Here is a 13,798-nt window from a genome sequence, read left to right as displayed (position 1 = left end):
TTCGAGCCCTATGAAAATAGCCTTAACCCGAATGAAGGGATAAGGCTATTTGAAGTTAGTAGCTTGTTAGTAGCTGAGCCTATAGCTAGCCTTATAGCTTGAACTTGCTGACCTGCATTTGCAGTTCCTCGGCGACACTGGACAGAGAGCCTGCAAGAGCAGTGATCTCCTCCATGGATGCCAGCTGCTGCTGGGTTGCTGCCGAGATGCTGTGCACATTCTCTTCCGAGCTCTTGGCGATCCCGGCTACCTGATCGACATTACGAACGACCTCGTCAGTACTGGCGGACATCTGCTCAGAGCTGGCAGAGACCTCTTCAATCTCGCTGGCTACTTTGTTGACAGCCGCAGAAATCTGTCCGAAGGCTTGTCCCGCTTCGTTAATCACCTGAATTCCGGATTCGGCTTCCTGGCTGTTCGATTGCACAGCCTGCACAGCCTTATGAGTGTCATTCTGAATTAACTGTACGAGTGCTGTGATCTTCTGGGATGAGGCGGCAGCTTCCTCAGCCAGCTTGCGAACTTCATTCGCGACGACAGCAAAGCCACGTCCATGTTCTCCGGCTCTAGCCGCTTCAATTGTAGCGTTCAGAGCAAGCAGATTGGTCTGACCTGCAATGTTATTAATCACTTCCGTGATCGAACCAATCTCGGCGGAACGTACCCCTAGCCCAGTCACCAGCTCATTAAGAGAGGTGATAGAGTCGCGGATTGTTCTCATTTGATCTACAGCATGAGTAATAATTTCATTTCCGTTAGTAGATTGTGTAGCGGCATCGACAGCAGCCACAGATACGCTTTGCGCCAATTGAGCGATTTGATCGGTTCCGATCGACATTTCACCCATCGCCTGGGAAGAACGCTCAGCAACATTCGTTTGTTCAGAAGCGCTCAGCGACATTTCCTCGACTTGCTCTGTAATTTGTTGAGAAGCCCTTGAGTTCTGCTCGGCACTAGCCAGAAGCTCCTCGGAAGAGGCTGTAATCTGGGTCGTTGTATCCGTGACGGATTGAATCATGAGTCTGAGGTTGCTAGTCATCTCATTGAAAGAGCTTGCAAGAACCCCTAATTCATCACGGTTACGCAATACGATCGGTTCATTGGTCAGATCGCCGTTGGCTACCATTTGAGCAGCATTGTTGATCAACTGAATCGGTCTGGAAATAAGGATCGAGATCATAATGGCAAGGCCGACTGCCAGAATAGACACAATAATGGTGGCTATAAGGATAGCCTGATAGGCAAAGTTGGTCAGTTCTGAGGATGATGTCGTGATCTTCTTGGAGTTCGTAGCCCCTAATTCGACTAGCTGAACTAGGGAATCATTAGCTGTGTACCAAGCTGGATATATTCTTTCGTGGATCTCCAGCGCTTCCTCGTTTTGATTGTTTTTGGATAATTCAAGGAATTTAGGTAGTTCTGCTTTGTAGGCACTAAAATTAGAGGTGTAAGCTTCGAAAAGCTTGGTAATTTCGGGATCAGCTCCCTCAATTAGCGCAGCTAATTGCTTACTGCTCTCATCAAGCCTGGACAGCACAGCACTCAGCGTCTGATCGGTCTGTGCGATATCGTCGGCATCCGTCTGAATAGCCAGCGTCAAGGCCAGTCGATCCACGTCAGAGATATCGCCGTTCATATTTCCCAGCAGCGCGACTAGAGGCATCCATTTCTCGTCGATTTGTGTGGAATTGTCGTCCATTTGATTGATCTGCATGAGTGAATTCACACTAACTCCGGCGAGCAGTACAACGACCAGCATAAAACCGGTTATTAACTTCATGCGGATACTGTATTTCACTTTGGACTGTCCTTCTTTTTTTGGTAAAGCTTTGCTTGTCATAGTCTCCACTCCTTGGACGATTAACAGTACTGTACAGAATATATATATCGACAGAAAATTTGTAGTTTTGTATAGTTTCATGTCGGAAATAATCTAAAATTTATATAAATAATAAAATCGGTGCGCTTAACAAGGAGTTAATGAAAGTGTTGCATCGGATGATTTTAGTGTTGAACGTGCTCAGCACCATGATGTTGAAGCAATAGCTACTGTATATAATTCCAACCAGGATTTTCTGAACACCCACTTAGGGCGAAGTCAGATCAGCGAAAAGTGGGTAGCTGCAGAGCTTGCAGCTATGAAGGAAGCCGGGTTCGATTCCTATGTCATCAGAACTACTTCATCAGCTCTCGTCATGGGGGTACTGGACATCAGTCTGAACATAGAGGAGTCATATCTGTCTTTGCTCATGCTGCATGAGGATTTCAGGGGACAGAAGCTGGGATATCAGCTATACAGTGTGATAGAGGAATATGTGAGATCGACAGGAAGTAGAAGGATAAGGATTGATGTGGTGAAGGAGGATGGTGGAGCAGTGTATTCCTTCTGGGAACAACAGGGCTTCATGGGAGTAGAGCAGATTGATATGACATGGGGAGACAAGCAGCTAGTAGCTACAAGGATGATCAAGCAGCTTACTTGAGCTAGCTAATCTAAAAGTTCTGTACTACAGGTTCTGTATTACAGGCTCTGTACTACATACATGTTCTGTACTGCAAATTCTGTATTACAGGATGTACTAGGGATTGTAGGCCAAGCTTTTCATGGATTATCGTAACTTCGGAGCGGATATGCTGAGATATACGCTTCTGATATAAGGGTGTGTGTTATACTTGTACGATATGAATATAGATGATTCACACCCAAAGGATAGGTGAGACGGCTTGAAGTTATTGACACTGAACACGCACTCCTGGCTTGAAGAGGATCAATTGGCCAAGATTACTTACATGGCTGATTTCATTAACGAGCATGAATTCGATGTGATTGCATTCCAAGAGGTCAATCAAATGAAGACAGAGACAGTTGTTCCGTTGGAGCAGCTAGGGAAATTCGTGGTAACAGATTCCTCTATGCCCATAAGAGCGAATAATTATGCATATCTTGTACAGCAGCAGCTCAAAGCTGATTATTACTGGACATGGGCCCCAGTGCACACAGGTAAGCTCCGCTATGATGAGGGATTGGCGTTCCTTAGTCGGACACCTATTGGTGAGACTTTCTGTGAGCATGTGTCTGGCATAACGGTATATAACAATTACAAGACCCGCAAAATACTTGGCGCCAGCACGACAATTGAAGGTGCCCACACCTGGATTGTGAATGGACATCTGGGATGGTGGCATGATGAGGAAGAGCCGTTCCGCCCTCAATGGGATCGGGTAGAGGCTATTTTACGAAATTATACAGGGGACGCCATGTTCCTTATGGGTGACTTTAACAATGTAGCTGAACTCTCAGGTGAGGGCTATGACTACATGATGTCCAAAGGCTGGTGTGACTTGTATACTGCCGCTGAGATCAAGGATGCAGGAGCTACAGTTACGAAATCTATTGGTGGTTGGGAGGGCAATACGCAGGATCTACGCATTGATTATATTTTCTCGCGCGAGGCGCGTAAAGTGAAGTCCTCCACAGTCGTCATGAACGGAATCCGTGGTGAGGTGGTCTCCGACCATTTCGGAGTTGCGGTGGAACTGTAGCTATATTGCTTGGTGCTGATGGAAGTGGGAAGTGGATGAGCTTTCGATGAATAGCAGCCAGGGTGTAAGGCTTGAATGATGTTGCATTTGAGCCTTATGCCCTTGTTGTGTTTGTCGTTGTTTCATTTGCCTGCCGTCATGTTCATAAGTTCATTGAATTTTGTCTATACTGCCTGAAGAGGATTATGAAGCTTGACTATGGTGTAATAAGTAATCAGTGACATAGTAGACCGGGTTCAATATAATGGATACCTGAAATGTAATAGAGTCAAAATTGAAGGAAAAGGCTGGTGTGCAATGATTGAACAGCATAGAAAGTGGGTCGTAGCGAGCTTGCTGCTAGGTATTCTGATGGCCGCTATGGATAATACGATTGTAGCGACAGCCATGGGTACTATCGTGGCCGATCTTGGTGGACTTAGCCAATTCATCTGGGTTACGTCGGCTTATATGGTAGCCACGATGGCTGGGATGCCAATTTTCGGCAAGCTCTCGGATATGTACGGTCGCAAGCGCTTTTTTGTTTTTGGCTTAATCGTGTTTCTTGTTGGGTCGGTGCTGTGCGGATTCGCCCAGTCGATGACACAGCTCAGTCTGTTTCGGGCGATTCAGGGGATTGGTGGCGGTGCGCTCATGCCGATTGCCTTCACGATTATATTCGATATTTTCCCGCCAGAGCAGCGCGGAAAGATGACAGGTCTCATTGGAGCTGTATTTGGCTTGTCCAGTGTGCTCGGTCCATTGCTTGGTGCCTATATTACAGATACGATCAGTTGGCATTGGATTTTTTATGTTAATGTCCCGATTGGATTGCTGTCATTGGCTTTGGTGATACCCTTTTATCGAGAATCAACTTCACAGCATAAGCAGCAGATTGACTGGATCGGTGCCATCACACTGGTCATTGCTGTTGTAAGTCTGATGTTCGCGCTGGAACTGGGTGGCGGTACATACGATTGGAATTCTCCCGTGATCATTGGGTTGTTCGCTATCTTCCTACTGTTTGCTATAATCTTCTTCCTGGCTGAACGTAGAGCATCGGACCCGATTCTCCCGTTTTGGTTATTCAAGCGGCCGCTCTTTGCTTCGGCTCAAGCACTGGCATTTCTATATGGGGGGACCTTCATTATCCTGACGGTCTATATCCCACTGTTCGTGCAGGCTGTGTATGGTGGATCGGCGACCAATGCAGGCTTTATTCTCACCCCAATGATGCTGGGCTCTGTGGCGGGGAGTTCGATCGGGGGAATATTTCAGACGAAAACTACGTTCCGTCGTCTTATGACCATTTCAGTGGTAGCCTTTTTCGCTGGGATGCTCCTGCTCGCTTTCATGTCGCCAGAGACCTCGCGTGGTGCATTGACGTTGTATATGGCTCTTACGGGGTTCGGGGTGGGCTTCTCATTCTCGCTGCTCCCAACAGCCTCTGCTCATCAACTGGAGCCGCGCTATCGCGGAACTGCCAATTCTACGAATTCGTTCTTGCGTTCGCTCGGAATGACGCTCGGAGTTACGATCTTCGGAACAATTCAGGGGAGCGTGCTGACCAAGCGAATTACGGAGGCATTTGCAGGCCAGGGTGGAGCGGATATGGCGCAATTCGGAGATTTGCGTCAGGTGTTCCAGCCTGAGGTGCGTGCGCAGATTCCACCACAGGTGCTTCGCGTCATCGTGGAGGCTATGTCCGAATCCATTACGTATGTATTCCTGCTCGCTCTTGTGCCTATTGCATTGGCTGCAATAGCTGTAATATTTATGGGTAAAGCAAGTGTTGGTGGAGAAGGAAGCAGAGAAGGTAACGGTTCGTAGTATAGCTCATTGATTAGTGGTATGGTTACCAAGACATGTGGATTGTTAAATAAGGGATTAGAGATGAGGGGCTTGGCTTGCACGCCAAAAAGCCCCTCAGTCAAGGCTGATGGGCGAGGGCTTCTTCAGTAATCTGCTTGATATCAATGGGAGACAGCATGCCCTCGTGTACCAGATCGGGCAGGATATGCTCCAGAAAGTAGTCTACACAATGCAGTTCAATGCTTTTGATTTTGATAATGGCTTGGCGGTACATCACGATGAATTCCTTCTCCGTGTTGCCACGTTGCAGCTCCGCGAATGCTTCATAGACCTGATCAAGCTTATCAGCTACCTCCAGAATTCGACCCTCTACCGAGCTGTCCTTTCCTTCTCGCAGCTGTCTGCGGAAGATCGCCTTGAATTCCTCAGGAATATTCTCATCGATAAAATGTTCAATCATGCCCTCTTCAACCTGCTGTAGCAGAGAACGAAGCTCCATGGAATAATGCTTCACAGGGGTCTTGATATCCCCGATAAAAATCTCACCATAGTCGTGGCTGCTGGTAATCTCGTAGAGCTTCTTCCAGTCCACACTCACCCCGTGCTGCTCTTCGATGTCAGCCAGTGTCTTCGCATACTGTACCACCTTCCAGGAGTGTGCGGACACGCTATGCTCCTCGAATTTGAATTTGCCAGGACAGCGAATAATTCGTTCCAAGTCATTGAGGGACCTGAAGTACGTATGAATGCCCATTGGGTATACCATCCTTTAATTTTCTTTTTGTTGCAGATAAGGTACACCCTATCTTAGACTGTTTTTGTTAGCGCAGCATTAACGGAGCATTTAATAGAACACAAAATGCAGTTCAACTGTATACATATCACAGTTTACAAACGAGAATGGAGGAGAAATATGAGCTTGCGTGCGGAGTTGGACTATCGTATGGGTGCAGTTGCGGTCCAGGTAGCGGATATTCGAGAGGTTGAATTAATAGAATTGGTAAGGCGGATTCAGGAATTTGAGCCTTATGGTGAGGAAGCAGTGGATTACTATTTGGAGCTGTTACAGCGCAATGTATTGATGCCAGACGTATCGAATTTGATCTACATGGAGGATTTATCACCCAGTGAGGTGGTAGCCACAGCACTGGCTTATCGTCCAATCCTGCTGTAGAACACGCTCAGGCAGGAAGTGAATGTGTTGTCTTGGTTGAGGTAGGGTACAATAAGGAGCGATTAGCAGTGCTTGTTCTTATTTGCAAGAGTCCATTGTTAGTATAGAAGGAGGCTCCCATGACAGAGAAGAAGACAGAAGCGAGTGTTGGTTGGAATTGGCATGATAGCTATGGCAAGCTGCCCGAGCTAATGTATACCAGACAGGCACCGACCCCAGTACGTGCCCCGGAGCTATTCGTGCTGAACGAAAGCTATGCCGCTACCCTTGGTCTAGAGCCGGCTGCGTTGCGAAGTGAGGAAGCGGTTCGGACCTTGGCAGGTAACGAGGTGCCCGCTGGCACAGCTCCACTTGCTCAGGCCTACGCAGGGCATCAATTTGGTCATTTCAACAGACTAGGTGATGGGCGGGCGTTGCTGCTGGGGGAGCATAAGACTCCTGCGGGGCAACAACTTGATATTCAGCTCAAAGGCTCGGGACGAACGCCATATTCCCGGGGAGGGGATGGTCGCGCCGCCTTGGGGCCGATGCTGCGGGAATATATTATTAGCGAAGCTATGCATGGCCTAGGTATTCCGACCACCCGCAGTCTGGCTGTTGTGACCACTGGCGAGACGATTCTGCGTGAGCAGGAGCTGCCCGGTGCGATCCTGACGCGAGTCGCAGCTAGTCATGTCAGGGTCGGTACATTTCAATATGCAGCCGCTTGGGGTGATGTGGAGGATCTGAGAGCACTGGCTGATTATACATGGCTGCGACACTATTCGAATGTGTTACCAGTGGAAGGTCAGCCCCGTTATCTCGCACTCTTGCGGCAGGTGATCCAGCGGCAAGCGGCTCTGATTGCACAATGGCAGCTGGTTGGTTTTATCCACGGGGTTATGAACACGGATAATATGACCTTAAGCGGAGAAACGATTGATTATGGTCCATGTGCCTTCATGGATCAATTTGATCCTGCGACTGTATTCAGCTCCATTGATCAGCAAGGACGGTATGCTTATGGCAATCAGCCGGATATTGCTCTCTGGAATCTGGCCAGGTTAGCTGAGGCGCTGCTGCCTTTGCTTCATGAGGATGAGGAAGAGGGAATCAAAATAGCTCAGGAGGCATTGGCAGAGTTCCCGGACTTGTATCAGGCGCACTGGCTGCGAGGTATGCGGGCCAAGCTGGGAATATTCGCTCCTCAATCGGTTGTTGAGACAGCAGCTGAGTATGGACAACAGACTGCTACCGGGAACGTCACTGGGCAGGATGAGCCGAAGCATGATGGACACGTCGATGATGAGCACAAGGAGGCGGATGAGCAGTTGATATTTGATCTGCTGCAGCTCATGCATAAGCATCACGCAGATTATACCAACACCTTCCGCGCATTAACACTGGAGCAGCCAGTAGAGGCTGCACTCGCTGAGGCAGCAGAATACGTGTCATGGTATGCACGCTGGCAGAGCAGACTTGCGATGCAGCAGCAGACACGTGAACAATCGCTTAAGCTCATGCGCTCCAGTAATCCTGCGGTCATTCCCCGCAATCATCGCGTGGAGGAGGCGCTTGCGGCCGCGATGAAGGGGGATCATGGCGTTATGGAACGACTGCTGGATGTGCTGGCGAAGCCATACGCCTATTCAACAGCGCAGGAGGAATATACCGCAGGGCCGCCTGATTCAATGTGCAATTATCGGACCTTCTGCGGCACGTGACGTGGTGAGGGCGGTCAGGCTGTAACAGACCTGGAGGGATTCACATGACTGGATCATCAGAGGCTGAACGGAATCACATCTGGCGATTCCGTTACCAAGGGCCACGTAATGGTACTGGTTATACGTTCTGCCCCTTGCGGGGAGGATTAGCGGTAGAGAATGCTGAACAAATATTTATTTATGATGAGGATTTTACTGAACCCATTCAGATCATTAAGCGGCAATACCCGCTGGATGAAGAGTATGCGGGGGAAGGCTATGAAGCTTTTGACGCTTGCTGGGATAATCCGATTCCTGCGGACGTCTGGTTTCGCATTTTTGAGGAGCTGGAATCTCTTCATCCCGATGATCCCGAAGCCCAGAGCTTCATACGTACCTTTATAGATTGGGCTAGGGCAGCACTACAGCATGCGGATGGAATCGAAATTGTTGGGAATTTATAAACCAAGCTTGAAGAGGAGTGTATCTCTTTCAAACTTGGAATACTTATAATTAAACCGTTTACATTCCTGAGAGGGTGTGCTATATTGTCCACTAAAGGATTGTAACTGTGTATGCAGGCAAAACCTGAGAATAAGCTTGTCCACTTAAGTGGCAGCTTTATTTTCAGGTTTTTTTGTCTTCATGCAACAATGAAGGAATACATGGAAATAATCCTTATAGCATCCAGAATCGAAGAAAAGAGGTAGAGCGAATGAGGAAGAATACATGGTGGAATATGCTGGCTGTGAGTACAGTACTGACAGTTGGCTTGAGTGCATGTGCAGGTACACCGGGGCAGGCCAATCAGCAGGTACCGCAGCCGCCACAGCAGGAGACAACGCAGCAGCAATCCCAGAAAGCGAGAACAGTCATTACGACAGATGGTGAAGTCGATGATATGAACTCGGTGATTCGCTTTTTGTTATATTCCAATGAGATGGATCTAGCCGGAATCGTGCTGACTAGCTCGGTGTACCACTATGCCGGAGACAAGGAGGCAGGCATTGAGCCGTTCCGCTGGACAGGAACGAAGTGGCTGTACGATATGCTGGATGCTTACGGGGAAATCTATCCGAATCTGTCCAAGCATGCAGACGGCTACCCTGAGCCTGAGACGCTCAAGAGTATGACGAAAATCGGCAATATCTCCGACAAAGGCGAAATGACCAAGGAGACGGAGGGCTCTGAGTTCCTGAAGGATCTGTTCTTGGACGATGACTCCAGAGATCTGTACGTTCAGACTTGGGGAGGTACGAATACTACGGCTAGAGCACTGAAATCCATCGAAGAGAAGTACAAGGATACTCCAGAGTGGGATCAGATTAGACAAAAGGTCAGCAATAAAGTAGTCCTCTACATTATTCTCGATCAAGATGACAGCTATAATGAATATATTGCCAAGAATTGGCCGGATATTCGCATCATCAATGACCAGTCCAACTTCTGGCACTTCGCCTATGCGTGGAAGCTTCATCCCGATGAAGTGAACAGCAAGCTGCAGGGAGACTGGATGTTCCCGAATATCAAAGATGGACACGGCAAGCTACTGGGTATGTATGCTTTGATGGGTGATGGCAACATCATTGAAGGCGAGCTTGATGAGGAGCAGCGCGGAGCAGAGGCCTATCTTAAGAATAATCCAGAGTACAAGCGTTATGATTTCATTTCCGAGGGCGATTCTCCTTCCTTCTTCTATCTGATTGACAACGGGCTGCGCAGCATGGAAGATCCAAGCTACGGAGGCTGGGGAGGACGTTTTGGTACAGTGAGCGATAAGCTGTATAGAAATAACGTACTGGATTACGATATCTTTACGAAGAAATATGAAGCAGAGTATTCGCTGATGCGCTGGTTCGATGATATTCAGGATGACTTTGCGGCTCGTGCCGATTGGGCGATTACACCGGAGTATGAGAATGCTAACCATAATCCGAAGCTGACCATTAAGGAAGGACTGGATCTCACGGCAGCACCGGCTGAGAAGGTTACTTTGACGGCTGAGGGCAGTGATCCGGATGGCGATACATTGACATACAAATGGTGGAGATATTTCGAGGCGGACACCTATCAGGATAGTGAGGTGACGACGAAGGCTGAGCCTGTGGTGATGGGCGGCTTACAATTAAGCCTGGCTCGTGAGCTCGGTCCTGATGAGAAGACGGATACGATTGCGCTGGAAGGCAGCGATACGCAGAAAGTAAGCCTTACCGTCCCTGCCAATGCGGAGTCGGGTGATACCATTCATATCATTGCAGAGGTGCAAGATAACGGGGAGCATCCGTTGAAGCACTATCAGCGTGTGATTATCACCGTAAAATAAAATCGGATATTAGCACATTCACCGTATTTTGACATCTTCCTGACACAAACATTTGCTACAATCTGCTCATGTCCTAAAATTTGATATCTCAATATCATGATATGACTAGGATGAGGAGATTACGTGAAGGGGAGAATTCCATGAAAAACAATAAAAAATGGATTATAGGTATTGGAGCAGTCGTCATTATCGGTGGAGGTATCATCGGTTATAACGTCATGAATCGATCGCTGGGCAACAATGTAGAGATTCAATCTGTAGTTCCGGCTCAATCGCAGCCGACATCAACGGAAGCAGCCTCTGGAAGCACAGCAGTACAAGCTGATCAGATCAATGGGGATTGGAACATTGCCGAGGGCTCCAAGGTGTACTGGTCAGTAACGACTTCCCGGGAGACGGTTAACTTTGAGGATGCTGCGGTTACAGGAAAGTGGACGTTGAACGTGAATGATCCTTCTGCCAGCACGGGTGAGGGCACCGTAGATCTGAGCGTACTCAGCTCTGGTAATGAGCAGCGGGACGAGCATGTGAAGGCGGCGGACTTCCTGGACATCAGCCAATATCCTGAAGCGACCTTCAAGGCGACCTCCTTCTCGGAGCTGCCACAAGAGTGGACTGAAGGTACCGCGGTACCATTTGAAATGAATGGCGTATTGACTGTGAAGGGCGTAGATAAGGACGTCGTGTTCCAAAGTCAGGCCGTGTACAATGAAGGCAAGCTGATGCTGTCTGGTACAACGAAGGTTACGTTCTCTGACTTCGGACTGACGAACCCTCATAATGTTGTGCTTGAGACCGAGAATGAGTTCACGGTTCAGCTTGAGCTTATCCTTACTAAATAAATGCGTGCTAGAGGGGATGACCTTCCATTCAGGAAGGGACGTCCCCCCTTTTTGTAAGTTCTGATATTTATCAGACTATTGGATGAATATCATCAGTGTTTATGTAAATTAGTAACCGGATATTACTGAGAAAAACGTTTTAATATATCCTAAATATACCAATAAAAGAAAAGTATCAAGCATCGGAGCAACGGTGAGCAAATCGTGCTAATAAGCCAGCAGAATAAGCCTGACGACGAAGATGACTATCTCTGTTGAGCTTGTATATTTATGATTGCAAACGTTTTATTAATATGTTAACATGAAATTAATAAAAGGATTGTAACCGCTTAATGGCGGGCAAAACCCTGTATAAATGAATGGAATAGGACTTATTTTAACTGTATATTTTTACAATATATGTGTTATTAAATTCGATCAGGATTGTTACGTTTATGGCAAAACCTGAATTGAGCTGAAGATCTGTAGCGTTGACGTGATGGCTATGGAGGTTCACTTAATTCAGGTTTTTTTATATATTCACACAAAACATTGCAGCGAGGGGAAATCACTTGATGAAGAGCAAAAAGACAAAAGCGTTGTTGAAACGTACAGCAGTAGTAGCTACAGTATTCGGTCTGGTGGCAGGATCAATTCCAGCACACACTGGTTTGACTGCCGTAACGAATGCAGCGGATGCAGGTGTATACAAGCTTCAGAATGCAGGCTTCCAAAATAATACGCTCCAACAGACCCAATATGGTCTGATTGATGGGGTTACCAATGATGTATATAGCACAATGGGTTGGCTTGGAGTACCGTATGCTGCACCTCCAGTAGGTGAGCTGCGCTGGAAAGCACCGCGTGAGCCAGAAGCATGGACAGGTATTCGTGCAGCCAAGACGTTTGCCTCGAACAGTCTGCAGCTTTCCGGTCAGAAAACCGTGGGTAGCGAGGATTCTCTCTACCTGAATATTTGGCGCCCAGACACGAAAGAGACGAACCTGCCCGTTATGGTATTCTTCCATGGCGGTGCTAATATGACTGGCTCCGGTAAGGATTTTCAAGGGGAAAAGCTGGCTCGCAGCACCAACAGCATTATTATCACCGTGAACTACAGACTGGGAGCTCTGGGCTTCTTCAAGAATAGCCAGCTCGCTACGGGCAATGCTCTCGACGACTCGGGCAACTACGGCTTACTCGATATGTTCCGCGCATTGGAGTGGGTGCAGGACAACATTGAAGGCTTCGGCGGTAACAAGAATAACGTCACACTAGCTGGGCAATCTGCCGGAGCACGGGACGTACTGGCGGCACTGATTTCTCCGCTGGGTAAAGGTCTGTACCACAAGGCTATCGCGTTCAGTGGCGGTCTGACCACAGCAGCTCCAGAGGATGGAGAGCGCAAATCCAAGGAAGTACTCGCACAGCTGGCGCTTGAGGATGGCAAAGCGAACTCTCTGGATAATGCCAAGGCATGGATTAGCAAGCTGTCCTCCAGCCAAATGGATGCGTACGTTCGCTCCCTCTCGGCTGATCGTCTTGTCAAAGCATTCGGTAGCACAGCGATTCGTATGGAGCCGTTCCCGCATCTGTTCCGTGACGGTACCGTAATTCCAAAGGAAGGCTTTGATGCTCTGGATCAAGGCAACTATAATAAGGTTCCTGTATTGCTGGGCAGCCTAGAGACAGAATTCTCCGGATTTGCCTTCGGGGATCCGAACTTCGCTCCTTCAATTAATGACGGAACCCTGTTCACCGATTCTACTAAGGGGGCACAATATGCAGCTGCTCTCAAGTATGGTAGCGAGATGTATGCTGGCTTCAATGCCGAGCGTGTGGCAGAGCGTCTGACGGCTGTAGAGGGTCAACCTTCGGTATATGCATATCGCTTCGCATGGGGAGCCAAAGAGGGCCTGATTTCTGACCGTCTCCATACGCTGCTGGGTGCTCCGCACGGGGCTGATCTGGACTTCTACACAGGTCGTGCTGACGGAATCGCGTCCTACTTCCCACAAGGATACTTCACTGAGGACAATCTCCAAGGACGTCTGGAGCTGTCGGCTGTGATGAATTCCTACTTGAAGCAATTCCTGTACACAGGTAATCCGGGCACGGGTGCTGCAGGTGATCTTGAGGCATGGACACCATGGACTGCTGAGGATGGCAAGGAACGCATCATGAAATTTGACGGTGACAAAGAACAAGCGATCTTCGGTATGTCAGAGGATTACAATGGTGACAAGGAAGCTGTGCTGGAGAAAATGAAGAAGGAGCTTCCTGAGGATACCTACAAGCTGTTGACAGAAGATGTACTGAAGGGACGTTTCTTCTGGGATTATTAATTTAGCTGAGGCAGCTGCGTAGCCTGCAGCTCAGGCGAACCGAATAGCTTATTACAACAAACGACATTCTCTTAATAGAGGGTGTCGTTTTTTTGTATATGCTGGGGGTTACATGAATA

The 13,798-nt window shown here is 48.2% G+C and carries 11 protein-coding genes; 9 read left to right on the top strand and 2 right to left on the bottom strand.

What is annotated here, in order from left to right; all coding sequences use genetic code 11:
- Positions 1-91: 91 nt before the first annotated feature.
- Complete coding sequence (locus MKX74_RS19260; RefSeq protein WP_341179485.1) at positions 92-1,840, bottom strand: methyl-accepting chemotaxis protein; 1,749 nt, start codon at positions 1,838-1,840, stop codon at positions 92-94.
- 298 nt (positions 1,841-2,138) lie between these two features.
- Here MKX74_RS19260 and MKX74_RS19255 point away from each other — a divergent pair, with 298 nt between their 5' ends.
- From MKX74_RS19255 to MKX74_RS19245, 3 genes are all read left to right on the top strand, one after another.
- Positions 2,139-2,483, top strand: coding sequence for a GNAT family N-acetyltransferase (locus MKX74_RS19255; RefSeq protein WP_341179484.1), 345 nt, complete (start codon positions 2,139-2,141; stop codon positions 2,481-2,483).
- 241 nt (positions 2,484-2,724) lie between these two features.
- Positions 2,725-3,543: an endonuclease/exonuclease/phosphatase family protein gene (locus MKX74_RS19250; protein WP_341179483.1), complete on the top strand. Its 819-nt coding sequence runs from the start codon at positions 2,725-2,727 to the stop codon at positions 3,541-3,543.
- 297 nt (positions 3,544-3,840) lie between these two features.
- Positions 3,841-5,352 (top strand): MDR family MFS transporter, encoded by a 1,512-nt coding sequence (locus MKX74_RS19245; protein ID WP_341179482.1) that lies wholly within the window; start codon positions 3,841-3,843, stop codon positions 5,350-5,352.
- A gap of 100 nt (positions 5,353-5,452) precedes the next feature.
- On the opposite strand, the gene MKX74_RS19240 is transcribed toward MKX74_RS19245, so the two are convergent.
- Positions 5,453-6,088 carry a YfbR-like 5'-deoxynucleotidase gene (locus MKX74_RS19240; protein WP_028591261.1) on the bottom strand — a complete coding sequence of 212 codons (636 nt, stop codon included), beginning with the start codon at positions 6,086-6,088 and terminating at the stop codon, positions 5,453-5,455.
- A gap of 159 nt (positions 6,089-6,247) precedes the next feature.
- Between MKX74_RS19240 and MKX74_RS19235 the strand changes: the two genes are divergently transcribed.
- The 6 genes from MKX74_RS19235 (at position 6,248) to MKX74_RS19210 (ending at position 13,679) form a co-directional block, all read left to right on the top strand.
- Positions 6,248-6,508, top strand: coding sequence for a hypothetical protein (locus MKX74_RS19235; RefSeq protein WP_156897678.1), 261 nt, complete (start codon positions 6,248-6,250; stop codon positions 6,506-6,508).
- 119 nt (positions 6,509-6,627) lie between these two features.
- Entirely contained in the window at positions 6,628-8,211 is a 1,584-nt protein-coding gene (locus tag MKX74_RS19230) for a protein adenylyltransferase SelO (RefSeq protein ID WP_341179481.1), read from the top strand.
- A 44-nt stretch (positions 8,212-8,255) separates the two neighbouring features.
- Complete coding sequence (locus MKX74_RS19225; protein WP_341179480.1) at positions 8,256-8,654, top strand: hypothetical protein; 399 nt, start codon at positions 8,256-8,258, stop codon at positions 8,652-8,654.
- Positions 8,655-8,905: 251 nt separating this feature from the next.
- The gene (locus MKX74_RS19220; RefSeq protein ID WP_341179479.1) at positions 8,906-10,513 is read left to right on the top strand and encodes a DUF1593 domain-containing protein; all 1,608 of its coding nucleotides are present in this window, start codon (positions 8,906-8,908) and stop codon (positions 10,511-10,513) included.
- A gap of 140 nt (positions 10,514-10,653) precedes the next feature.
- Positions 10,654-11,355 carry a YceI family protein gene (locus MKX74_RS19215; RefSeq protein WP_341179478.1) on the top strand — a complete coding sequence of 234 codons (702 nt, stop codon included), beginning with the start codon at positions 10,654-10,656 and terminating at the stop codon, positions 11,353-11,355.
- Positions 11,356-11,909: 554 nt separating this feature from the next.
- Complete coding sequence (locus MKX74_RS19210) at positions 11,910-13,679, top strand: carboxylesterase/lipase family protein (protein WP_341179477.1); 1,770 nt, start codon at positions 11,910-11,912, stop codon at positions 13,677-13,679.
- The last annotated feature ends 119 nt before the right edge of the window (positions 13,680-13,798 follow it).

The organism is Paenibacillus sp. FSL K6-1230, from assembly GCF_038002385.1.
Classification (GTDB): Bacteria; Bacillota; Bacilli; order Paenibacillales; family Paenibacillaceae; genus Paenibacillus; species Paenibacillus massiliensis.
This window is presented reverse-complemented; position numbering and strand designations above follow the sequence as displayed.